Consider the following 22070-nt stretch of genomic DNA (forward strand, 5'->3'; position numbering starts at 1 on the left):
CTGATTGCACTGCGGCACCCCGGGTGGAGATGGCACCGGCAACGGCGATACACTCTTGCACTACGCGCTCACCCTGGGAACCCGATCCATGCCGCAACCTCGCTCGCTCTATCCCGCCATCGAACCCTATGAAACCGGCACGCTCGATGTCGGCGACGGCCACGTTGTCTACTACGAACGCGTCGGCACACCCGGCGCCAAGCCGGCCGTCTTCCTCCATGGCGGCCCTGGTGGCGGCATATCGGCCGACCATCGCCGCCTGTTCGATCCGGCGCGCTACGACGTCATGCTGTTCGACCAGCGCGGCTGCGGCCGCTCCACGCCCCACGCGGGGCTGGAGGCCAATACCACGTGGCACCTGGTGGACGACATCGAGCGCCTGCGCAAGCTCGCCAACGTAGAGCGCTGGCTGGTCTTTGGCGGCTCCTGGGGCTCCACGCTGGCGCTGGCCTATGCGCAAAAGCACCCCGAGCGGACCAGCGAACTGGTGCTGCGCGGGATCTATACCGCCACCCGGGCGGAACTCGATTGGTACTACCAGTACGGCGTATCCGAAGTGTTCCCCGAGAAATGGGCCCGCTTCCAGGCGCCCATCCCGCAAGCCGAACGCGGCAACATGATGGCCGCCTACCGCAAGGTCCTGACCGGCAGCGATACGGCAAAGCAGCTGGAGGCCGCCCGCGCATGGAGCGTATGGGAAGGGGAAACCATCACCCTGCTGCCCGACCCCGCTAACACCGCCAAGCATGACGACGGCCATTTCGCGCTGGCGTTTGCGCGGCTGGAGAACCACTACTTCACGCATCTCGCCTGGCTGGAAGACGGCCAGTTGCTGCGCGACGCGCATCGCCTTGCCGGCATCCCCGGCGTGATCGTGCACGGGCGCTACGACATGCCCTGCCCGGCCCGCTACGCCTACGCGCTGCACCAGGCATGGCCGGGCTCGGATCTGCATCTGATTGAAGGGGCGGGGCATGCCTGGACCGAGCCCGGCATCATGGATCAGCTGATTGCCGCTACCGACCGGTTTGCGGCGGCGCAATGATCGTCCTGGTGCTGCCAGCCCTGCGGGGCACAGCACCGACAGCACCGACAGCGCCGAAGCGGACTTTTGATGGCCGGCGGTTGGGGTCTTGAACACCCATGTCCTAGACTTGAAGACCGCATTGCCACCACCCGGCTGCGCATTGGCCGGCGGATAGCAAAGCGGCATTCAAGGCTCTCACCGACAGGGTGCACTATGGAATTCCTGAACTCCGGCAAAGTCCTCCCCGCAGGGCTGCCATTCTCCGAGGCGGTGCGCGTTGGCGATATGCTCTACCTCTCCGGACAAATGGGCATCGTCCACGGCAGCACCCGCCTGGTGCCCGGCGGCATCCGCGAAGAAGCCAAGCAGGCGCTGATGAACATCCGCATCACACTGGAAGCACACGGCCTGTCGCTCAAGCACGTCGCCAAATGCACCATCTTTCTGGCCGACATCAGCGAATGGCAGGTGTTCAACGAGGTCTACAAGGAGTTCTTCCAGGCGCCCTATCCGGCGCGCAGTGCACTTGGGGCGAATGGGTTGGCGCTCGGGGCCAGGGTGGAGGTTGAGTGTATTGCGGTGTTTAATGGCTGAGTAGCTGAGTGGGCGAGTGGCTGATAGGGCGGCTACGGGCGGCCACTCCCCCGCTTGCGGGAGGGTGGCACAACTTGCCCTGCCGCGCTGGCTTAGAGCATGCCTTGCACGCGGTTCAATGCCTCGTCCAGCTGCTGCTTCAACGGGGTCAGCAGACAGTGCAGACCGTGGCTGTCCTCCACATCGTCGCTATCAAAATCCAGCAGCCTGAGAACGGCACCAAGCCCTGCACTGACGCGCAGCAGGTCGGCGCAGCTTTCTTGCGCGATGCTTTGCGCGCGGCTACGAAGTTCCTCGAGTTGGTAGGCTAGTTCCTGGACGCTGAGACGAGACTTGCTCGCTTGTAGCCCCGCTGACGCGGGGGGGGGGTCTCTTGCGGGCGGGGTTTTACTGCTTCTAGCTGCTGGCGCGGCTGTACGGTGTTGGCCGTTTTGGAACGTGTGAGATGTCACTTTTCTTTACTCGTAAAGAAAAGTAACCAAAAGAAAGCGATCCTTGCAGGAGGCTGGCTTGTCGGGGTTGCGTAGCCCGGTAGTTTCATCGTCAGGCCCTGGGTTTTAATGACCTCGTGCCGTTACCGGTTTGAATGGCCACGATCCTGTCAATGACACCGGTTTCGTGGTGAGGCTGCTCGGTAGCGGCATCCCTGCTCATTCACGCATCTGCCGGTACCGGTTCGAAGTGCCACGATATATCACGCTACGATGGTTTCGTGGTGGGGTGGGCGCGGTGGAAGAATTCCTCGGTCTTTCATTCCGGTGCCACCGCGCCCACGACGAAAACGGAACGCTTGCAACTTCGTGGCGAGTCACTCCGCGAGCGACAGACGGCTTGAAGCTCGTGGTGGCCGCTACCGGGGGGACCACCACGAATCCCTGGGCATTGGCTGGGTCGTGGTGCTCTGAACCGGTAACGGCACGAGTCCGTTAGCACCCGGGGCCGTACGACGAAACCATTGGGGCTCCCAATGACGCCACGCCAGCCTCCTGCAAGGATCGCTTTCTTTTGGTTACTTTTCTTTACGAGTAAAGAAAAGTGACATCTCACACGTTCTAAATCGGCCAACACCGTACAGCCGCGCCAGCAGCTAGAAGCAGTAAAACCCCGCCCCCAAGAGACACCCACCGCGTCAGCGGGGCTATAAACCTCGCACGTCAGCAGCTTACTCAACGCGCCCCCAAACCCGCAGGCCGCCCACCAAGGGCAACACCAAGAATTACCGCATTCTCCGTGCCCTACCTCCGAACAAACTCAAGCAAATCCTGATTGATTAATTCAGGATGGGTAGTACACATGCCATGCGGCAGCCCCTTGTAAACCTTCAGCGTGCCCTGCTTCACCAGCTCCGCTGACAGCAAAGCCGAATCCGCAATCGGCACGATCTGGTCATCGTCCCCATGCAGGATCAGCACCGGCACATCGATCTTCTTGAGGTCTTCCGTAAAGTCCGTTTCCGAGAACGCCTTGATGCAATCGTAGTGCGCCTTGATCCCGCCCATCATGCCCTGGCGCCACCAGTTCGCCATGATGCCTTCGGATGGCTTGACCCCCTCCCGGTTGAAGCCGTAGAACGGGAACGGCACGTCCTTGTAGAACTGTGCCCGGTTGGCGGCTAGCTGCCTGCGAAAGCCGTCGAACACCTCCATCGGCAGGCCGCCCGGGTTGGTGGCGCTCTTGACCATGATCGGCGGCACGGCGCCGATCAGCACCGCCTTGGCTACGCGGCCGGCGCCGTGCTGCGCGACGTAGCGTGCCACCTCGCCGCCGCCGGTGGAGTGGCCGATGTGCACGGCGTTTTTCAGGTTCAGATGGGCGGCCAGCGCGGCGACATCCGCGGCGTAGGTGTCCATCTCGTTGCCGGTGTCGGTCTGCGTGGAGCGCCCGTGGCCGCGGCGGTCGTGTGCGATCACCCGGAAGCCCTTGGAGAGGAAGAAGAGCATCTGCGCGTCCCAGTCGTCCGCGCTGAGCGGCCAGCCGTGATGGAACACGATGGGCTGGCCCGTGCCCCAGTCCTTGTAGAAGATGTGCGTGCCGTCCTTGGTAGTGATCTCACTCATGGAATGACCTCCTTGTGGGTTGCAGCGGGACCTGCCGGATTACTGCATCGCCTGGAAGAAAGACAGCGTCCGCGCGTTGGCGGCCTTGGCTGCGTCGGCGTTGTAGTGCACGCCAGCGTTGCGCGCGAAGGCGTGCATGCAGCCGGGGTACGTGTGGATTTCCACCTTGGGGCGCTCGCGCAGGGCTTCAATGATGGTTGCGCGCGCCTGCGGCGGCACGAACTCGTCTTCTTCGGCGATGTGCATCAACAGCGGCGCTAACAGCTTGCTGGCTTCGGCCAGATGCTTGTCGATGCCAACGCCGTAGTAGGACACCGCGGCATCTGCGTTGGTGCGCACCGCGGTCAGGAACGCCAGCAGGCCGCCAAGGCAATAGCCGACCGTGCCTACCCCGCCGCTCACGCCCGGCGCTTTGCGTGCGGTCTGAATGGTGGCATCGAGGTCTGCCACGCCTTTGTCCACGTCGAACGCGGTGTAGAGCGCCAGCGCCTTTTTCCATTCGGCCTCGGTCTTGTCGGTCAGCTCCACATTGGGCTCTTGCCGCCAGTACAGGTCGGGGCAGATGGCAACGAAGCCCTGGCTGGCAAAGTCGTCACACGTCTGCCGCATGTCCGCGTTGATGCCAAAGATCTCCTGGATCACGACGATGGCGGTGCCGCGCGCGTTGGCGGATGGCGTGGCCAGATAGGCGGCAAAGCTGCCGTCGGCTACGTCGATGGTGATGCGCTTGCCCATGGAAAGTCTCCCTTGCATTGGTGTGCCGGACGTACCACCGTACAGTTATAGGCGAAATCGTTGGAGACGACAGACCAAGTTGCGTGCGCCGGGCGACACCGGCTGCCGCGCGCGCGGGCAATCGGCGCCCCCTCAATCCCCCTTGAATCCCGAAGCCTTGATCACCGGCGTCCAGCGCGCGGCAAGGGCGTTCGCATACCTGGCCACCTCATCCGGCGCGCCACCCGGCAGCAGGTCATACCCGGTGCGCGCCAGCTTCTCCCGCACGTCCGGCATGGCTAGGACCTTGCGCACGGCGTCGCCCCACTGCGCGGCCACGTCGGGCGCGGTGCCCGCGCGCACATACAGCAGATAGCGCGACGAGGTCACCAGGTTTGGGAATCCGGACTCCGCAAACGTGGGCACATTGGGCAGCGCATCGGCACGCTTGTCGCCGGCCACCGCCAGCACGCGGAGTTTGCCGGCGCGGTGATATTCCATGAAGGTGGTGGTTGCGTCCATGCCGGCGGATATCTGGTTGCCCATCAGGTCGGTGACCAGGGGGCCGCCCCCGCGATAGGGCACCAGGGTGCTGCCCGTATGGGATTGGGCAACGAATTCCACCGCGAGAAAATGAAGCAACGTGCCAACGGTGCTGATGCCGATGGAATGTTCGGCGGGACGGGCCTTGGCCGCCTGGACAAAATCTGCCAGTGTCTTGATCGGCGAGCTGGCGCTCACCGCCAGCCCGAACTGAACGCCGGCCACATCGGTGATGGCCTTGAAGTCGGTAACGGGATTAAAGCGCATGTTGTTGTAGATCAGCGGACCGATGAACATCGGGTCCACTGGCGCCAGCAGCACGGCGTTGCCGTCCGCGGGCGCGTTCTTCAGGACTTCGGCCGCCACGCGGGTGCCGGCGCCGGGCCGGTTGTCGACGATCACGGTGCGGCCCATCGCATCCTTCAACTTCTCCGCCAGCAAGCGCCCCATGAAATCGGCTGGCCCGCCGGCCGGGAACGGCACGATGATGCGCGAGACAGTCTGGCCCCACGCTGCACGCGAGATCACGCTGCCCGCACACAGGACGGCGGCAGTGCCGGCCAGCATGGCGCGGCGCGAGAGCCGCACAGCGGCGTTATGGTTGCGGTCGTTCATTGGATGCTCCTGGTTGGTTTGCGGGGAGATTACCGGGCGGTGAATGGTGTGAAGCGTGCTGCGTCTTCGATGACCTGCCCTGCTCGCAGCAGCAGGTCTTCCCTGAAGCGCCAGGCCATCAGTTGCACGCCAACGGGGATGGCGCCGGCCATGCCCGTGGGTACCGAAAGGCCCGGCATGCCAAGCATGGCGGTGGCGAGCAGCGGGCTCTGGGCGTCGAGCAGTGCGTGCGTTTGTTCAAGCGTGCCGATGTCCGCGTCCTGCGCGCAGGGCCGCTGCCATGACACCGGCATCAACACCAGCGGATAGCTATCCAGGAAGACCGACCAGTTGCGCGCCAGTGTCTGGCGCCGCGCCAATGCATCGAGAAAGCCATCGCGGCTGGTCTGCGCCATGCCCTCGATCATGTTGCGCTGGCTGCGCCGCATGGCTTCGTCGCCGTGCTGGTCCACCCCGGCGATGATGTTGCGGCGGCTGTCGTCAGTGATCAGCGTGCGCCATAGCGCGGCGGCTTCAAGGAAATCCGGCAAAGCGGCTTCTTCCACCGTGTAGCCGGCTTGCTGCAGCCAATGGGCGGCGCTGTCCAGTGCGTGGCTCACCGCCGGGTCGATGGGAATGCCTGGGCAGTGCTTGAAGAGCGCCACGCGGATCGGGCCCACCGGCGGCGGCAACTCCAACGGCGCCGGCACCCACGCTGGATCGCGCGCGTCGTAGCGCGCCATGGCGTGATAGCCAAGCTGCAGGTCAGCCATGCTGCGGGGCATGGCACCCTGTACCGACATCAGTTGCGGCGTGATGCTGCGCTCAGCGCTGGCGCTGGGGTTGTACGCGGGCACGCGGCCTATGGTTGGCCGCAAGCCGGGCACGCCACAGGCATAGGCCGGATAGCGGATGGATCCGCCGATGTCGTTGCCATGGGCTAGCGCGCCCATGCCGCAAGCCACCGCAGCGGCGGCGCCACCACTGGAGCCGCCGGGCGTGATATCCGGATCCCAGGGGTTGAGCGTGCGGCCGTGCAGGCCATTGTCCGTGAACCAGCGCGACGAGTAGGTGGCGGTGTTGCTGCGCCCCACGATGATGGCGCCGGCATTGCGCCAGTGCGCCACCACGGGCGCGTCTTCACGCGCGATGTTGTTTTTGAGCGGGATCACGCCGTTGGTGGTGGCGTGCCCGGCCTGATCCACATTGATCTTGATCGTGACGGGCACACCATGAAGCGGGCCAAGTTGCGCGCCGCTGGCGACTTGCTGGTCAGCCGCATCGGCACTCGCCAGCGCGTCTTTGGCCAGCACCTCTGCCAATGCGTTGATGCGCGGGTTGAGCTGTTCGATGCGTGCGAGCGCGCTGGCGGTGGCCTCGCGGCAGGAAATGTCGCGGCGGCGCACGGCGGCGGCAATATCGACGGCGCTCCAGCGCCACAGCGTTTCGGGGGTATTCACGTTGAGACTCCAGGAATTTCGGGCAAAAGCGATCCCGCCCCCAATGCAAAGTGGGAGTTTGGCGAGGCGGATGGTGGATGCCGGCGGGCGGGCCCGCGCGGCGGTGGCTTAGTCGCTAGGGCTCATCAGCAGGCTTGCCCGGTCGACGCGTGATTCGGCCTCAAGGGCCAGGGCTTCGGCGTGCTCCATATGCTCGCGCATGAGCGCGCGTGCACGGTCGGCATCGCGCGCGCGGAAGGCGTCCATCAGGCCCGTGTGGCTGTGGATGATTTCATCGTCGAAACGCTCGAAGCTGTCCTGCGCATTGCGCACGACGATCACGCGGCAAATGATGTCGTTGAGCAAGCGGCAGAACAGCGCCAGCATGGGGCTGCTGCACGCATCGGTCAGCCGGTCGTGAAACAGCAGGTCCGCTTCGCGCCGCTCGTTCCAGTCCGCGCTGCCTCCGTGCGCCGGATGGCTCAGCCCGATCAGCGCGTCGAGCTCGGCCAGGTCAGCGTCGGTCAGGCGCAGTGCGACGTTGGCAGCCAGTTCGGGCTCTACCGCGCGGCGCAAGGCGTACAGCGTGGCAATATCGACCGGCTGGAAGTACAGGAAATTGGAGACAGCCTCCAGGCACCGATCGTACGAGGGCTGCGCCAGCGTGGCGCCGCCGTTGGGCCCGGTGCTGACGGTAACCAGGCCCTGCACCTGCAGGGCGGCCAGCGCCTCGCGCACGGTCCCGCGCGCCACGCCCATCTGCTCGATGAGGGCCGCCTCCTGCGGCAGCTTATCGCCGACCTTCTGGTGAGTCTGGACGATCCAGCGCTTGATGTCGGTGACCACCTGGTCTGAGCGCTTCACGCGCCTGGTGCCAGAGATTTGGGGCTTGGGATCCTTGGACATCGCTTACAGCCTATTTATGATCATCATTATCAGGATTATGATCGGCTGGATGATTCTTCCAATACGGGTATTCCCGGTGCGCGGAGGGAGCGCCTACAACGCCCCGGCCCCACAGGCCCGCCCGGCACCAGCAAACGCTTGCGCATTGCCAATCGTGGCGCAGCTATCATTTGCCTGGTGCCCAAATGACGGCAAGCAAGAAAATGAACCGTGAGATCACCGACGCAGCCACGCTGCGCGACGCGCTATCAGAGTTGGGAGCGGATGACATCAATCACCACGGCCGCCCCCTGTCCGCGCATCTGATCGGAACCTATGCGCTTCTTGGCGCCTGGGGCAATCCCGACTTCGTTGCACTGGCCGGAGCATTCCACAGCATCTACGGCACGGAAGAGTTCGCGGCCAAGGCACAGCCGCTTTCGCGCCGCGGGACGATTGCCGGCCTGATAGGGACCGAGGCGGAGAACCTTGCCTACGCCTTCTGCATCGCCGACCGCAGAGCGCTATACAACGTGCCGATCGAGGGCCCATTTCACAGGGTTGCGCCAAAGCATGGGCATCGGGTTGCCATCAGCAGAGGCACCTATGCAGCGCTGTTGGAAATCGAGGTGGCCAATATTGTCGAGCAAGCTGCAAACCAGAAGGGCGTTCCTCAAGCCGTGGTTCAATTCTGGCTGCGCGCATTTGAGTCACGGCGGCTGTTTCTTTCGCGTGGTGCCGTCGCGGCCTATCGGGTGGTACTAGCTGATTACAAGGCTCGTGGGGTGTAGAAAAGCCCGCATCAGCCAGGGACGTCCCCCGGCACCAATGCACTCCATAGACAAGGCTGCCATGCCAGAGACCCTGAAAATCCGGAAAGCGACCAAGGCAGATGCCCCGGCGCTTTGCTCGGCCGAGCGGACTATAGCCGCCACCCCCGGCCTGCTTGTATCGCGGCAACATGAGTTCCACGAATCCGCATTCGCGCAAAAGATCGAAGTCCTCTCCACAAAGGGCGCCTATCTCGTAGCCGAGGTCAACGGCAAGCTGGTGGGCCACGCACTGCTTGAGCCGTTGGGACTGGAGTCCATTGCGCACGTGTTCACGCTGACGATCGTCGTCCATCCCGGGCACCTTGGCCTTGGGATCGGCACCGCGCTGATGGCAGCACTGCTTGCGTGGGCGGATCGCACACCGGCCGTCGAAAAGATCGAACTGCGCGTGCGCGAGACCAATAGGCGGGCTCGCATTCTCTATGCACGTTTTGGCTTTGTTCAGGAGGGACGTTTCGAGAAGCGGATACGTCTGCCCGATGGGTCATACCTGGCCGATATCTCCATGGCCAGATTTCCTCAGCCTGGATAGAGGCCAATTGGCGCCCCCCGAAAGCGAAGCCAGATACACCCGGCTCCGGCTACCTCGCCCGGGACCGGCAGCTACGCGCTGGCGACTCGACCTGCACCGCCCGCACTTCGCGACACCATCCGGCGTTTCATCGCACTGATCCGCACACCGAGCCGGCATCAGCCGAACATGAGCACCATCGCGTTTCCCCCTGACAAGACTGGTTGCCCTCATGCTCACTGAAATGCTCCACCACACGCCCCGATGGGTCTGGATCCTGCTCGCGGGCCTGATCGCGCTCGGCCTCTCGCAAACCGTCTCCAGGCGGATGACGCCGGCACGCGCCACGGCTGTGCCCGTGGCCATGGCGGCGGTCTCGCTGGGCGGCGTCATCTCGGCTTTCTCTGCGCAGCCGCTCGCGCTGCTTGGATGGGGAGTGGGTGTCGCTGTCGCGCTGGCGCTGGCCCACACCATCGGCGCCTGGAGCGGCATTCGCTGGCTGGAGGCCGATCGCCGCCTGCTGGTGCCCGCAAGCTGGGTGCCGCTGGCGTTGATCCTCTGCCTGTTCATCACCCGCTACGGCGTGAGCGTGGCCATGGCGGTAAACCCCGGCTTGCTGTGGCACGGCGGCGTAGCGATGCCGATCGGCTTTATCTATGGTGCCGTTAGCGGTATCTTCCTCTCACGTAGCCTGGTGACCTGGAGGCTGACCCGGCAGGCAATGCCCAACAGCGTGCCGGGCTGATCACTCAGGCCGCTACTGAAACCAGCCACTGAAGCCAGCAACCGCTATCCCGAACCACGTCCAGGTCTACAGCCATGAACGCACTCGATCAGTTTCAGCTGTTTATCGCGGCCCCGTCGGTACTGGCATTCGCCTTGATCGAGGCCATCGTCTTGTCGCGCCGCCAGCGCTACGACTGGCGGGCGTTCGGGGTGTCGGCGCTGGATCTGGTGGCGCGCATCGCGGTGGGCATTGCCTTGCCGCTGTCGATCGCGGCGCCGCTGGTGCGGCTGGCGTTCGAGCACCGCTGGATGACGATCCATCCCACCGGCTGGATCGCGTTGCCGCTGCTGTTTATCGGGCAGGAGTTCTGCTACTACTGGTATCACCGCGCGGCCCACAGGGTGCGGTGGTTCTGGAGCAACCACGCGGTGCACCACTCGCCGAACCAGCTGAACCTGTCGGCGGCATTTCGCATCGGGGTGCTCGGCAAGCTGACCGGCACGGCACTGTTCTTCGTACCGCTGGCCTGGATTGGCTTTGAGCCGCGAATCGTGTTTTCCGTGTTATCGCTGAACCTGCTCTATCAGTTCTGGATTCATGCGACGTGGATTCCGCGCTTGGGCTGGCTGGAGGGGATCTTCAATACGCCTTCGGCGCACCGGGTGCATCACGCATCCAACCTTGAGTACCTGGATGCGAACTATGGCGGTGTGCTGGTGGTGTTCGATCGCTTGTTCGGCACCTACGTGAAGGAGCGCGAGGACCTGCCCTGCCGGTATGGCCTTGTGCATCCGATCGAGAGCGCGAATCCGTTGCGCATCGAGTTCACGCAGTGGGTGCATCTGTTGCGCGACCTGGCCGGGGCGCGCAGCTTGCGCGCGTTCCTTGGGTACTTGTTCATGCCGCCGGGCTGGACGCCGCATGGCGAGGGCAGTACCACGGCGGAACTGCGCGCGCGGCGCCCGCAGGCTGAGATGCCGCAAGGCGTTGCTGGTGGCTGACATCCGGCCACAGCGCATCATGCGCTATCCCGCCAAGGAACTGGCCTGGCTGTTTCGCGAACTGCGGATTGGCGTGCCCGTGGCGTTCGGCTCCGCCGGCTTCTTCTCCGTCGTGTTCCGCGAGCCGTTTGGCATGAACCTGGCCTATGCCCTGTGCATCACGATGATGATACAGGCGCTGGTGAAGCTGGGCCGCTATGGCCTCACGCGCCGGCTGCCCAATGCCTCGCCGGGCGCTTCCACCACGCCGCGGCGCTGGCCGGACTGGAAGTGGATGTTTCCGTGGATCGTCGTATCTGGCGTGGTGGGCTATTTTGGCGGGCATGCGATTGCCAACGTGCTCACCGGTAGCCACGGCACGCCGTTGGAGCTGATGCGCAATCCGCGCGCCCTGCTGCTGAGCATGACGGTGGCGCTGGTGCTGGCGCTCGGCATCTCTTACTTCCACTATGCACGCGGGCGCATGGCGGCTGCGGACGCGCGGGTGCAGGCGGCCATGCGCAGCGCCGCGGAGAACCAGCTGCGCTTGCTGGAGTCGCAGCTGGAGCCGCACATGCTGTTCAATACGCTGGGCAACCTGCGCGTGATGATCGGGCAGGATCCGCAGCGCGCGCAAGAAATGCTGAACCAGGTGATCTCGTTCTTGCGCGCCACGCTGCAGGCGTCGCGCTCCGGCCCGCATCCGCTGTCATGCGAGTTCGATCGCATTGCCGACTACCTGGCGTTGATGCAGGTGCGCATGGGCGCGCGGCTGCAGGTCGAGCTCGACCTGCCCGCTGGCCTGGCCAACCTGCCTGTGCCGCCGCTACTGCTGCAGCCACTGGTTGAGAACGCCATCAAGCACGGGCTGGAGCCCATCGTCGCGGGCGGCTGGATCAAGGTGACGGCCCGCCGCGAAGGCGGCACGCTGGTGCTCGCCGTGCGCGACACCGGCGTGGGCTTGAGCGAGCTACCGCCTGGCTCTGACTGCTTTGGCACATCGCAGGTGCGCGAACGGCTCGCCCAGCTCTATGGCAAAGCCGCGAGCTTCCAGCTGCTGCGCGCCGGCGATTGCGGCGATGGCAGCGACGGCGGCACGCTGGCCATCGTGCGCCTTCCGCTATCCTGATTGACTGCCGCCCACCCTGCCCGATATCGCCTCCATGCAAACCACTGCCCTGATCGCCGAGGATGAAGCGCTGCTGGCCGCGGACCTCCAGGCGGAGCTGGCCCGCTTGTGGCCGACGCTTAACATCGTCGCGACCGTAGGCGACGGCGAGGCTGCCGTGGCGCAGGCGCTCGCGCTGCAGCCCGATCTGCTGTTCCTGGATATCCGCATGCCGGGTATGAGCGGACTGGAGGCAGCGCAGACGCTGGCCGAGGATTGGCCCGACTCGGCCAAGCCGTTCCCGCTGATCGTCTTCGTGACGGCTTACGACACATACGCCTTGCACGCATTCGAGCATGCGGCCGTCGATTACGTGCTAAAGCCCGTGCAGGCCGGCCGCCTGGCAAAAACCTGCGCGCGCCTGCAGGCCACGTTGCAACAGCGTGCGGCCCCGCAAGGCGCCCCGCCATCGCTGGACGCCGCCATGGATCAGTTGCGCGCGCTGCTTGGCGTTGGCATGCCCGCGCCGCCAGCCGCACCGGCGGCCAACCCGTTGCAGGTAATCCAGGCCAGCGCCGGCAATACCATCACGATGGTGCCGATTGACGAGGTGCTGTATTTCGAGGCCGCGGACAAGTATGTGCGGGTGGTCACCGCGCAGCGCGAGCACCTGATTCGCATGTCGCTGCGGGAGTTGCAGATGCGGATCGATCCGGCGTGCTTCTGGCAGGTCCACCGCAGCACGATCGTACGCTGCACGGCCATTGCCAGCGCGCTGCGCGATGACAGCGGCAAGCTCACACTGAGCTTGCGCGACCGGCCGGAAAAGCTGGGGGTCAGCCGGCTTTATGCGGACGCGTTCAAGGGGATGTAGGCGCAACGGTGTCGCGCAAGTCACGGACAAAAATCCTGCGCAGGTGTCTGTGCGCCGCCGACGCTTGCCCGGCGTGTTGGCGCGGCGCCATCGTTTTCCACCGGATTTATGCCCGCCCGCGCACACTGCGCGGCGCCGGGCCATGGCATGCCGTGTGCGTGGTGAAGGGGGAGCGTCGAGCCCGGCGCTCTTCCACCGCAACCCACTCAGGAGAAGGCCATGTCCACCCTATCCATCGGAAACCTGCCTCGCCTCAGCGAGCTTGAGCAGGCCGCCCGGATCGCCGTGACCGGCGGCACTGGTGTCTACCCCATGCCCATGATCGTCCGCAGGGACCCCGGCTATGGGGAATTTCCGAAGCTGCCCGGAATGCCGGAAATGCCTGCGATCCCGAACTCGTTCCCGTGCGGCTCGCCGAGCTATCACGGGCCGCTGATGTGGCCCGACTCCGGCGAGCCGAAGATCGTTCCTCTCTGACCCCTCCCCATTTATGTCACGAACGTCAAGAACGTCACGAGACCCAACGGCACGCAAGAGGCCGAACCCCGCTTTCAAGGAGCACACCATGCACAACAAATTTGCTGTTGCCACCCTCACCGCCGCAGCGCTTGCAGCGGCCTTGCTCGCCGGCGCCGCCCAGGCCGCCGGCCCCCAGGACCGTGCCCTCTACAGTGACCGCTATGGTGACCGCTATGGTGACCGCTACGGCTACAACTTCCGGGCCGGCAAAGTGGACCCATACACCGACGGCGGCCGCACCGGCAAGTTCGACGCGTTCGGCGAAGGCGCTCGCCAGGTTGACCCGTACACCGACGGCGCCAGGGCCTGAGTAGCGCCCGGCGAGCGAAAGCACGCGCAGGCGTGCTTTCGCTCGATCAGGCTTGAGGGCTTCAGAACCTCAGGACTTCAGCTCAGAGGGCTCCAGGTTCCACAGCTTGCTGTCGCTGGTGGACACCGCCACGGCGCCTTCCCGGATCGCGCTGCGGATGTCGTCCTTGTTGCAGACGAACCCCGAGGTCACGATAGGCGGCAGCGCCTTGCGGTCCTGGGTGGAAAGATGCGCGAGCATGGGCGCGGGCATCAGCTGCACCAGGTTGGGATCGCTTTGCTCCAGCGCCTTGACGCTGCGCGGCCAGGTCGAACGGTCGGTCACGAACACCTTCTGCATGGTGATCAGGCCGGCCCGGTTGGCGCGCTGGATGGTGGCCACCCGGGTCGAGACGAGACTGGTCACCCCGATATCGGCGAGATACTCGACGCCACCCTTGTCCTGCGACAGCCCTTCGCAGCTGTCGATATTGACGATGACGTACTTGCCGGCCTTGGTCAGCGTGGCCACCACGGGCTGCAACTTGCGCAGCTCCACGTTGGCAACGATGCAGACCTCGGCGTGGCTCTCGATCAGGATATCGGCCTGCTCGACACCGAAGAGCGTCGCGATAACCGGGTGCCGCGTCAGGCGTGCCCCGAGGGACTTATCCATGGTGCTTACCGATCCGGGTCGTGGGGCAGCGCGTCCGTCAGGCCGAGCTTTCCGGGGTTGAGGATGTTCTTGGGATCCAGCGCTTGTTTGACCGCCATCAGCACCGCAAACGCACTGCCCAGCGATTCGCGCATATACGGCGCGCGCAGCAGCCCGATGCCGTGATGGTGGCTCAACGCGGCATTGTATTTGATCAACACCGCGTTGGCGGCATCCCAGGCCTGGCGATACCACTTCGCCCGGTTCTCCACCTCGACCTCGCCGCGCAGCGAGAAGTACAGGCAGGCGCCGTCCACATAGGCATGCGACTGGTGCGCGGAGCCGGCCAGCGTGCCGGGCACGGCGTTGATGGCGTTGACCACATCCGTGTAGATGGCGGGCAGGTCGCTCCAGGGGCCGGACATCTCCAGCGTGTCGGCGACAAAGCCGGGGCTGCGCTTGAAGCCTTCCGCGCTCTTGCCGGTCAGGTAGCGCGTATCCAGCCAGCGCTCGAAGATCGCTTCGCTGTCCAGCGCATCGCCGAGCCCCTTGCACACGCCTTCGCTGATGGCCATCACGGCATCGACCATCTCGCGCGCGCCTTCGTCGGCGATCAGCAGCACGTTGGTGTCGGGCAGGTTGAACTGCACGCGGCTCTCGAGCTCGTCATACAGGCGCAGGGCTGCGGGATTGGCGCCACGCTGCATGATCTCGCGGCAGGCTTCCAGGCCGATGGCGAAGGTCTTGAAGCCATAGGCGATGGCGCGGCCGTAGTCCGGCAGCCGATGCAGCTTGAGGCGCACGCGCACGATCACGCCGAGCGTGCCCTCCGAGCCGATGAACAGTTGCTGCAAGTCCGAGCCGAGTGCTGCGCGCGAGTAGCCGCCCACGCTGATCAGGCTGCCGTCGGCCAGCACCACATCCATGCCGAAGACCATGTCCTCGATCTTGCCGTAGCGCGTGGAAAGCTGCCCGGCGCCGCGGCACGCCACCCAGCCGCCCACGGTGCTGATGGCGAAGGACGACGGCCAGTGGCCCATCGTCATGCCGTAGTCCTTCTGGATGGTCTGCTCGAACACGTCGCCGAACAGGCCGGCTTCCACCTCGACGATCTGGCTTTCCCTGTCGAAGCCCAGCACCTTGTTCAGCTCGCACACGTCCAGCACGATGCCACCGCGCACCGGCAGCGCAGCGCCGGTGACATTGCTGCGGCCCGCCGACACCGTCAACGGGATCGCCGCCGCGTGCGCGATCCGCATGACGGCCTGGATCTGCGCGATCGTGGACACGCGCACGATGACGGCCTGCGGCGTGGCCGGCCGGCCCGCGGTCTCGGTCATCATGGAGCCGGCCCACCAATCGCGCGTCCAGGCCACCACGCTGGCGGTATCCGTCAGCACCGCATCGGCCACGCCGCGCAGCGCATCGATGTGCGCGGCGTCCACGGCGACGGCGTTGCGCTGCAGGCCGGGCATGCTGGCGGTTTCCTTGATGGTGGCCGCATAGGCCGGCGGCGTGTGCGCGCCGACGATGTAGTTGCCACGGTTGTAGCCGCGCTTGATGGCTTCCTTGCTGATCATTGTGCATCTCCCAGTAGAACGGATTTTTCATGTGCGACGGCAGCCAGGTAGTCATTGACCTGCTGCGCCACCACGGATTCGGACAGGCCAAGCTCGGCCTGCAGGATTGCGCCCACGCGGGACGCGGCGCGCGCCGAGGCATCGCGCGCCATCAGGCGGGCGCGGATGCGGCGCGAGAGCACATCGTCCACGCTCCCCGCCAGCTCGTGGCGCGCGGCGTAGACGATCTCCGCTTCGGTATAGGGAAGCCCTTCGACAATCGGCGCCTGAAGGCGCGCATCGCCCTGCAGGATGTCGCTGACAAAGCGGGCTTCCGTGCCATAACGCTCGCCCAGGTGGGCGGACAAGCCGCCGGAGGCCACGATGGCCTGCGCGTCGTATCCCGCGGCACCCAGCAGGTACGCGGATTTGGTCTGGCATCTGTTGCGCTGGCCAATCACTTTCTGGGCCGCGTCGATGGTTTGCTCGGCCATGTGCCGGGAGGTGGTCAGCTTGCCCCCGACAATGGTGACAAGGCCATCGGCGGCGGTATGGATCTCATGGTTGCGCTTGATCTCCAGCGTCTTGCCCCCCGGCGGCGCCACCAGCGGCCGGCAGCCCGCGATGCTGCCCAGCACGTCTTCGGCCTGCAGGTCCGTCTTCAACGCCCAGCGCGCGCCGTCCAGCAGGAAGTCGAGTTCCTCGCGGGTGCAGCAGACGTTGTCGAGATCGCCTTCGTAGTCTTCGTCCGTCGTGCCCAGGTAGGAGACGTTGCCCCAGCGTGTGATGGTGGCACGGCGGTTGCGCCCCGGCACGGGGATGGTCACGGTGCAGTCGTTGCGGACCTTGAGCCAGGGAATGGCCACGTGCACGCCCTTGGCCGGGCGGATATGCAGCGTTTTTTCCTCGCCCTTCTTGCGGCCGGTCCAGTCACGCAGCCACACGCCTGTGGCCATGACGACGACGCCGGCCCTGGCGCGGATCTCTCGATCCCCGGCATGAATGATGGCGCCGTCGACCTTGCCGTGACCATTGCGCGTGATCTCCACCACCTTCGCGTGGTTGACCACTGCCGCGCCGTGAAAGGCCGCGGTGCGGGCGATGTTCAGCGTGAGCCGGGCATCGTCCACGCGCGCATCGAAGTACATGAAGCCGCCGAGCAGGTTATCCTCGTTGAAGGTCGGGCAATGCGACAGCACCTCGGCCTTGGTGAGCTTTTGATGCAGGATGCCTTCGCGCCAGCCGCCCGCCAGGTCGTAGGTCCAGAGCAGGCTCTCGAATGCCTTGGACAGGCGCTTGTCGAACACGCCGTCCTTCTCCATCACGGGAAAGAGGAACGGCAAGCGCTGCACGAGGTGCCGCGCATTCCTGCGCAGGCGTTGGCGCTCCAGCAGGGAATGACGCACCAGCCCAAGGTTGCCCTGCTCGATGTAACGCAACCCGCCATGCACCATCTTGGAGGACTTGGACGACGTGCCGGAGGCAAAGTCGTTTTTCTCCACCAGGGCAACGCGATAGCCACGCAGGCTGGCATCCAACGCGGCATAGGCGCCGGTCACGCCGCCGCCGACGATGAGGATGTCGAAGGTCTCGCTGCCAAGTCGATCGAGCTGCGCCTGGCGCACCAGGCGCAGCGGTTCGGTGGATGTCATCCCGGCGCGGTCCCGGCTGGGACTTCTGGATGGAAAAACCATCATGTTTCGGCGATCTCCTGGCTGGTCAGTGGTGAGAGAAGGTTTGCGCGTGGCGCAGCTCGGACGCGACCCGTGCGTGCCAGAGCGCGCGGCGCTCGCCGCGCTGGTCGGCGCCAAGGCGCGGCTCGAACACGGCATCGGTTTCATTGGTCGCGCGGGCGTCCTGCAGCGAGTCCCACAGCAGCCCCGACGAGCCTGCGAAGAAGGCGATGCCGCGCAAGCTGGCGCGATCGGTCTCGCGCATGCGCCGGATCGGCATGCCGGTCAGGTCCGCCTGGATCTGGAGCAGTGCGTCGCTGCCGGAGAGGCCGCCACCCACGATGAGTTCGGCCACGGGCACGCCGGCGACTTCCTCGTTAGCCTCCATGCAGGACGACACCGCATGCGCGATGCCTTCCAGGACGGCGTAGGCCACCTCGGCCTGCGTGCTTGCGATCGAGATGCCCGTCAGCGACGCGCGGGCTTCGGGTTGCATCTGCGGGACGCGCAGCCCGGTGAGCGCGGGCAGGAAGGTCACGCCGCGCGCGGAGTCGACGGTGGCGGCCAGCGCGCTGATCTGCTTCGCGCTCTCGAACCAGCGCAGCTTCTCGCAAACCCAGTTCAGCGCGGAGCCCGTGGTGGCGACGAAGGTCTCCACGGAAAGATGCGAGACATCGTGCTGCCGGCGCGCGGTCATGGTCAGGGTGCCGTCGTACAGGCCGGCCTTGGCCGGTGGCTGCGGCCCGATCACCAGGTCCACGAAGCTGCCGGTGCCATGCACGCACATCGACTGCCCGCGCTCCAGGCATCCGAGCCCCGCAGCGCCGGCAAGCTGGTCGCCCGCGCAAGCGAGGATCGGCACGTCGATGCCCAGCAGCTCGGCGCGCGTGCGCCCGAAATCGTCGGCGTCCTGGCGCAACGCGGGCAGCAGCGTGTGCGGGAAACCCAGCGCATCGAGCCAGCCAAGGTGATAGCGGTGCCCCGCCAGCACGTAGGCGCTGGCGGAGGTGGCGTTGGTCGGCGTGGTCACGCAGGCGCGCTCGCTCGACAGATGCCAGAGCAGCCAGGTGTCGATGGTGCCAAACGCCAGGCTGCCCGCGCGGAACGCCTCGGCCACCTCGGGCGTGTCCCGCAGATGGCGCGCGGCCCAGAGGTAGGGAGAACGCACGCCGACCGGGCGCCCGACCTGCTCGAGCAGCGTCTTGTCCCAGGCCGGCGCCAGCGCGCTGAGCTCGCTGACATAGCGCGTGTCCTGCCAGACCATGGCGGGCACGATCGCCCTCCCGCTGCGGGTATCCCACAGCACCGCGGTGGCACGCTGCGTGGCAATGCCCAGCGCGACGATGCGCAACTGCGCTTGCTGCGCGCGTGCGATGGTGGCGCGGCAGACGGCGATCGTCTTTGCCAGTATCGCGTTGGCATCTTGCTCGACCACGCCTGGCCGTGGCGCGTCCACCTGCAGCGTCGTGTACTCGAGGCACGAGACATGGCCGTCGGCGGCAACCACGGCCGCCCGCGTGCCGGACGTGCCTTCGTCGATGGCGAGTATGACGTTCCTGTTGGTCTTCATCGTTGGGATTTCTCTATCGCCGGGTTGAGGAACGCCGGGGCCGGCGCCTCGTCGCCGCCAAATTGCGGGGCGTCGGCTTCGTTGTCAGGATGGATGGTGGTGCGCGTCGGGTCCCACTTGATGGCAAAGCAGATGATGCTGGCCGTCAGCGGCACGATCGAGAGGATGAGAAAGGTCGTCTCCAGGCCGTATTTCTCCCGGAAGAGCGGGAAGATCAACAGGCCCAGTGCGGCGCCGGTTGAGCCCAGTGCACCGATGATGCCGTTGGCCCCCGCGCGCAGTTCGCTGCGAAACGACAGCGACGAAAGGCTCTTGCCGTTGGCGCCGGGACCGCCTGAATGGAAAAGGATGAACAGCGACGGCACGATCACCGCCACCCAGATCGGCATCTTGCCGTTGAACAGGCCGAGGATCAGCAGCATGACGAAGACGGCCGCGAAACCAAAGGCGGAAGCACGGCGCAAACCCAGCTTGCGCCCGATCAGCGGCGACATGAAACCACCAAGGATGCCAAAGACATTGAAGACCAGCGCACCCACCGTGGCATAGACAAAGTCCTTGCCGAACAGCGCCGCGCTGATCAGCGGCAGATACCAGCCCACCGCGAAATACTGGATGGATTGCCCGATCTGCACCGTCGCCGCAAGAATGGTGCGCGGCAAATAGACACCGCGAAAGATCAGCAGCACATTGGCCAGCCCGCGCTTTGCCTGGTTCAGCACGGGCAGGCGCTCATCCACCGGCGCGGCGGCAAAGGGACGGCCATAGATCCGCGTCATTGCCCTGGCGGCGTCGACCAGCCGCTCCTTGCGCGCCAGCCAGATCGGGCTCTCCACCAGGAACGCAAGCTGCAGCACCAGGATGCCAAGCCCGAAGATGGCGGTGGCCGCCACGGAGTAACGCCAGATGGCGTCGCCCACATTCCACCAATGGAACAACAACGCCAGCAGCAAATTGCTGCAGACCGCGGTGTACCACATGCCCTGCCAGGTATTGAGCCGGCTCTTCAGCCTGACCGGCGTGAACTCGGCCAGCACCGCCATGGCGATGGCAAAGTCGATACCGTAGGCCGCGCCGACAAAGAAGCGCCCAACGAGGATCACTTCGAAGCCAGGCGCGAACACCACCAGCAGCGCGCCGATCACCGCCAGGAATTTCGCGAGTATCAGCGGGCGGATGCGGCCCCACCGGTCCGCCATCCATCCGCCGATGGGATTGAAGGCGATCGCGACCCACGAAGCAAACGACGTCAGCAGCGCGACTTGCGAAGCGGCAAGCTGCAGGTTCCGCGTCATGGGCCCGAGCCCGGCGCTCAATGCGGAATTGGAAAATGCGTCCAGGAACAATCCTCCCAGCGCGAGCCACCAGATGAGGCCGGCTCTACCTTTTATGCCTGGGCAGGAATCAATAAACGAGATGACATCATCGATGCCACGGATCTTGATCGTGGATTGCACAGCGGTCTCCTTGTTTTATTTCTGTAAGAGGCCGAGCAATCTGCACGCAGGAAGAGACCATCTTACAGATGGTCTCTTATCTAGATCTGTAGGCGAACTCTAGGTTGAAAGGTTCAGGGTGTCAAGGAGGGGAATCGCGGGGACGGGGGGATTTCTGCCCACCTCTATCAGTGCGATGCATGATCACCCGTCGGCTCGCGCATAACCTGGATTTCCGGTCCAGTACGGGTTCCACAAGAACTTGCTACATTGCTGACTGCTGGCGAAAACGGCCTCACGCGGCCGCCCCGCTCACCGCAAACCGACTTACCAAGGAGACATCAAATGCACACCGCACTTCAACTTCGTTCGCTAATCAAAAGCAGCGGTGAACTCGTGCTGTCGCTGGACAGCATCGACACGCCGCAACCCGGCCCGGATGAAGTGCTCATCCGCATTGAAGCCTCTCCCCTCAACCCGTCCGATCTTGGCCTGCTGTTCGGTGCGGCCGACATGAGCACGGCCAAGGCCAGCGGCACGGCAGAGCGCCCGGTAGTCACCGCGCGCGTCCCGGAAGCCGCGATGCGCGGCATGGCAGGCCGCCTCGATGCTTCCATGCCGGTTGGCAATGAGGGCGCGGGCGTGGTCGTCGAGGCCGGCTCGTCCCCCGCGGCGCAAGCGTTGCTGGGCAAGACCGTGGCTGCCATCGGCGGCGCGATGTACTCGCAGTACCGCTGCATTCCGGCGGACCAGTGCCTGGTCCTGCCCGAAGGCGCCACGCCCGCCGATGGCGCATCGTCATTCGTCAATCCGCTCACCGCGCTGGGCATGGTCGAGACCATGCGGCGCGAAGGGCATAGCGCCCTGGTGCACACCGCCGCGGCTTCCAACCTGGGCCAGATGCTCAACCAGATCTGCCTCAAGGATGGCATCAAGCTGGTGAACATCGTGCGCAAGGAAGAGCAGGCGGACCTGCTCAAGGCACAGGGTGCGGTCTACGTGTGCAGCACCGCGTCGCCCACATTCATGCAGGACCTCACCGAGGCACTCGTCGCCACTGGCGCAACCATCGCGTTCGACGCCACGGGCGGCGGCAAGCTCGGCGGCCAGATCCTCACCTGCATGGAAGCGGCCTTGAACAAGACGGCCCGCGAATACAGCCGCTATGGCTCGGCCACCCACAAGCAGGTCTACCTCTACGGCGGCCTGGACACCAGCCCGACCGAGTTCAACCGCGGCTTCGGCATGGCGTGGGGCATGGGCGGCTGGCTGTTGTTCCCGTTCCTGCAGAAGATCGGGCGCGAGCGGGCCAACGAACTCAAGCAGCGCGTGGTGGCGGAGCTGAAAACCACCTTTGCCAGCCATTACTCGAAGGAGATCTCGCTGGCCGAGGTGCTGGACCTGGACGTGATCGCGGTCTACAACAAGCGCGCGACGGGTGAGAAGTACCTGATCAACCCGAACAAGGGCCTGGCAGGGTAAGT

General features: G+C 65.2%; 22 protein-coding genes. 11 read left to right on the plus strand and 11 right to left on the minus strand.

The features are described 5' to 3' along the window. The first annotated feature begins 88 nt into the window (after positions 1–88). Both pip and AC1Q7Q_RS06350 read left to right on the plus strand, forming a co-directional pair. Entirely contained in the window at positions 89–1045 is a 957-nt protein-coding gene (pip, locus tag AC1Q7Q_RS06345; protein WP_492373864.1) for a prolyl aminopeptidase, read from the plus strand. A gap of 195 nt (positions 1046–1240) precedes the next feature. Next, a complete protein-coding gene (locus AC1Q7Q_RS06350) occupies positions 1241–1621 on the plus strand; it encodes a RidA family protein (RefSeq protein ID WP_492373865.1) in 381 nt (126 codons plus the stop codon). Between the two features lie 92 nt (positions 1622–1713). Here AC1Q7Q_RS06350 and AC1Q7Q_RS06355 read toward each other — a convergent pair whose 3' ends face one another. From AC1Q7Q_RS06355 to AC1Q7Q_RS06380, 6 genes are all read right to left on the minus strand, one after another. After that, the gene (locus AC1Q7Q_RS06355; protein ID WP_492387140.1) at positions 1714–2073 is read right to left on the minus strand and encodes a DUF1484 family protein; all 360 of its coding nucleotides are present in this window, start codon (positions 2071–2073) and stop codon (positions 1714–1716) included. Between the two features lie 783 nt (positions 2074–2856). Continuing rightward, complete coding sequence (locus AC1Q7Q_RS06360) at positions 2857–3678, minus strand: alpha/beta fold hydrolase (protein WP_492373070.1); 822 nt, start codon at positions 3676–3678, stop codon at positions 2857–2859. Positions 3679–3717: 39 nt separating this feature from the next. Next, positions 3718–4413 carry a dienelactone hydrolase family protein gene (locus AC1Q7Q_RS06365; RefSeq protein ID WP_492373069.1) on the minus strand — a complete coding sequence of 232 codons (696 nt, stop codon included), beginning with the start codon at positions 4411–4413 and terminating at the stop codon, positions 3718–3720. A 132-nt stretch (positions 4414–4545) separates the two neighbouring features. Continuing rightward, positions 4546–5550 carry a Bug family tripartite tricarboxylate transporter substrate binding protein gene (locus AC1Q7Q_RS06370; protein ID WP_477133111.1) on the minus strand — a complete coding sequence of 335 codons (1005 nt, stop codon included), beginning with the start codon at positions 5548–5550 and terminating at the stop codon, positions 4546–4548. A gap of 29 nt (positions 5551–5579) precedes the next feature. After that, a complete protein-coding gene (locus tag AC1Q7Q_RS06375) occupies positions 5580–6989 on the minus strand; it encodes an amidase family protein (RefSeq protein WP_492373068.1) in 1410 nt (469 codons plus the stop codon). Positions 6990–7097: 108 nt separating this feature from the next. Next, the gene (locus AC1Q7Q_RS06380; protein WP_492373067.1) at positions 7098–7832 is read right to left on the minus strand and encodes a FadR/GntR family transcriptional regulator; all 735 of its coding nucleotides are present in this window, start codon (positions 7830–7832) and stop codon (positions 7098–7100) included. Positions 7833–8059: 227 nt separating this feature from the next. Between AC1Q7Q_RS06380 and AC1Q7Q_RS06385 the strand changes: the two genes are divergently transcribed. The 8 genes from AC1Q7Q_RS06385 (at position 8060) to AC1Q7Q_RS06420 (ending at position 13715) form a co-directional block, all read left to right on the plus strand. Beyond that, a complete protein-coding gene (locus tag AC1Q7Q_RS06385; RefSeq protein WP_492373066.1) occupies positions 8060–8644 on the plus strand; it encodes a DUF6817 domain-containing protein in 585 nt (194 codons plus the stop codon). Positions 8645–8705: 61 nt separating this feature from the next. Continuing rightward, positions 8706–9218, plus strand: coding sequence for a GNAT family N-acetyltransferase (locus AC1Q7Q_RS06390; RefSeq protein ID WP_492373065.1), 513 nt, complete (start codon positions 8706–8708; stop codon positions 9216–9218). A 211-nt stretch (positions 9219–9429) separates the two neighbouring features. Continuing rightward, positions 9430–9942 carry a DUF6622 family protein gene (locus AC1Q7Q_RS06395; protein WP_492373064.1) on the plus strand — a complete coding sequence of 171 codons (513 nt, stop codon included), beginning with the start codon at positions 9430–9432 and terminating at the stop codon, positions 9940–9942. A gap of 74 nt (positions 9943–10016) precedes the next feature. Beyond that, a complete protein-coding gene (locus AC1Q7Q_RS06400) occupies positions 10017–10925 on the plus strand; it encodes a sterol desaturase family protein (protein WP_492373063.1) in 909 nt (302 codons plus the stop codon). Then, the gene (locus tag AC1Q7Q_RS06405; RefSeq protein ID WP_492373062.1) at positions 10918–12033 is read left to right on the plus strand and encodes a sensor histidine kinase; all 1116 of its coding nucleotides are present in this window, start codon (positions 10918–10920) and stop codon (positions 12031–12033) included. Before AC1Q7Q_RS06400 ends, AC1Q7Q_RS06405 begins: the two co-directional genes overlap by 8 nt. A gap of 34 nt (positions 12034–12067) precedes the next feature. Continuing rightward, positions 12068–12886, plus strand: coding sequence for a LytR/AlgR family response regulator transcription factor (locus AC1Q7Q_RS06410; protein ID WP_492373061.1), 819 nt, complete (start codon positions 12068–12070; stop codon positions 12884–12886). A 219-nt stretch (positions 12887–13105) separates the two neighbouring features. After that, entirely contained in the window at positions 13106–13363 is a 258-nt protein-coding gene (locus AC1Q7Q_RS06415) for a hypothetical protein (RefSeq protein WP_492373060.1), read from the plus strand. Between the two features lie 88 nt (positions 13364–13451). Beyond that, positions 13452–13715, plus strand: a complete 264-nt coding sequence (locus AC1Q7Q_RS06420) for a hypothetical protein (RefSeq protein WP_492373059.1) — start codon at positions 13452–13454, stop codon at positions 13713–13715. 69 nt (positions 13716–13784) lie between these two features. Here the strand turns inward: AC1Q7Q_RS06420 and AC1Q7Q_RS06425 are convergent, their stop codons facing one another. From AC1Q7Q_RS06425 to AC1Q7Q_RS06445, 5 genes are read right to left on the minus strand one after another with little or no spacing between them, the layout of a single operon-like run. Further along, positions 13785–14369, minus strand: coding sequence for a glycerol-3-phosphate responsive antiterminator (locus AC1Q7Q_RS06425; RefSeq protein ID WP_416049569.1), 585 nt, complete (start codon positions 14367–14369; stop codon positions 13785–13787). A gap of 5 nt (positions 14370–14374) precedes the next feature. Further along, positions 14375–15928: an FAD-binding oxidoreductase gene (locus AC1Q7Q_RS06430; protein WP_492373058.1), complete on the minus strand. Its 1554-nt coding sequence runs from the start codon at positions 15926–15928 to the stop codon at positions 14375–14377. Continuing rightward, positions 15925–17604 (minus strand): glycerol-3-phosphate dehydrogenase/oxidase, encoded by a 1680-nt coding sequence (locus AC1Q7Q_RS06435; protein ID WP_492373057.1) that lies wholly within the window; start codon positions 17602–17604, stop codon positions 15925–15927. Before AC1Q7Q_RS06435 ends, AC1Q7Q_RS06430 begins: the two co-directional genes overlap by 4 nt. A gap of 22 nt (positions 17605–17626) precedes the next feature. Continuing rightward, complete coding sequence (locus tag AC1Q7Q_RS06440) at positions 17627–19150, minus strand: FGGY family carbohydrate kinase (protein WP_492373056.1); 1524 nt, start codon at positions 19148–19150, stop codon at positions 17627–17629. Beyond that, positions 19147–20607 (minus strand): MFS transporter, encoded by a 1461-nt coding sequence (locus AC1Q7Q_RS06445; RefSeq protein WP_492373055.1) that lies wholly within the window; start codon positions 20605–20607, stop codon positions 19147–19149. The genes AC1Q7Q_RS06440 and AC1Q7Q_RS06445 overlap by 4 nt, the downstream gene beginning before the upstream one ends. Before the next feature lie 324 nt (positions 20608–20931). On the opposite strand from AC1Q7Q_RS06445, the gene AC1Q7Q_RS06450 reads away from it, so the two are divergent. Continuing rightward, positions 20932–22068, plus strand: coding sequence for a zinc-binding dehydrogenase (locus AC1Q7Q_RS06450; protein WP_492373054.1), 1137 nt, complete (start codon positions 20932–20934; stop codon positions 22066–22068). Positions 22069–22070 lie beyond the last annotated feature (2 nt).

Source organism: Cupriavidus sp. GW823-FHT07A04 (assembly GCF_058794615.1).

Coding starts and splice junctions, on each gene's coding strand:
- AC1Q7Q_RS06390 (WP_492373065.1), top strand. CDS start 8,706: ATGCCAGAGACCCTGAAAATCCGGAAAGCGACCAAGGCAGATGCCCCG.
- AC1Q7Q_RS06350 (WP_492373865.1), top strand. CDS start 1,241: ATGGAATTCCTGAACTCCGGCAAAGTCCTCCCCGCAGGGCTGCCATTC.
- AC1Q7Q_RS06420 (WP_492373059.1), top strand. CDS start 13,452: ATGCACAACAAATTTGCTGTTGCCACCCTCACCGCCGCAGCGCTTGCA.
- pip (WP_492373864.1), top strand. CDS start 89: ATGCCGCAACCTCGCTCGCTCTATCCCGCCATCGAACCCTATGAAACC.
- AC1Q7Q_RS06425 (WP_416049569.1), bottom strand. CDS start 14,369: ATGGATAAGTCCCTCGGGGCACGCCTGACGCGGCACCCGGTTATCGCG.
- AC1Q7Q_RS06395 (WP_492373064.1), top strand. CDS start 9,430: ATGCTCACTGAAATGCTCCACCACACGCCCCGATGGGTCTGGATCCTG.
- AC1Q7Q_RS06435 (WP_492373057.1), bottom strand. CDS start 17,604: ATGATGGTTTTTCCATCCAGAAGTCCCAGCCGGGACCGCGCCGGGATG.
- AC1Q7Q_RS06360 (WP_492373070.1), bottom strand. CDS start 3,678: ATGAGTGAGATCACTACCAAGGACGGCACGCACATCTTCTACAAGGAC.
- AC1Q7Q_RS06415 (WP_492373060.1), top strand. CDS start 13,106: ATGTCCACCCTATCCATCGGAAACCTGCCTCGCCTCAGCGAGCTTGAG.
- AC1Q7Q_RS06440 (WP_492373056.1), bottom strand. CDS start 19,150: ATGAAGACCAACAGGAACGTCATACTCGCCATCGACGAAGGCACGTCC.
- AC1Q7Q_RS06430 (WP_492373058.1), bottom strand. CDS start 15,928: ATGATCAGCAAGGAAGCCATCAAGCGCGGCTACAACCGTGGCAACTAC.
- AC1Q7Q_RS06370 (WP_477133111.1), bottom strand. CDS start 5,550: ATGAACGACCGCAACCATAACGCCGCTGTGCGGCTCTCGCGCCGCGCC.
- AC1Q7Q_RS06385 (WP_492373066.1), top strand. CDS start 8,060: ATGACGGCAAGCAAGAAAATGAACCGTGAGATCACCGACGCAGCCACG.
- AC1Q7Q_RS06400 (WP_492373063.1), top strand. CDS start 10,017: ATGAACGCACTCGATCAGTTTCAGCTGTTTATCGCGGCCCCGTCGGTA.
- AC1Q7Q_RS06450 (WP_492373054.1), top strand. CDS start 20,932: ATGCACACCGCACTTCAACTTCGTTCGCTAATCAAAAGCAGCGGTGAA.
- AC1Q7Q_RS06410 (WP_492373061.1), top strand. CDS start 12,068: ATGCAAACCACTGCCCTGATCGCCGAGGATGAAGCGCTGCTGGCCGCG.
- AC1Q7Q_RS06365 (WP_492373069.1), bottom strand. CDS start 4,413: ATGGGCAAGCGCATCACCATCGACGTAGCCGACGGCAGCTTTGCCGCC.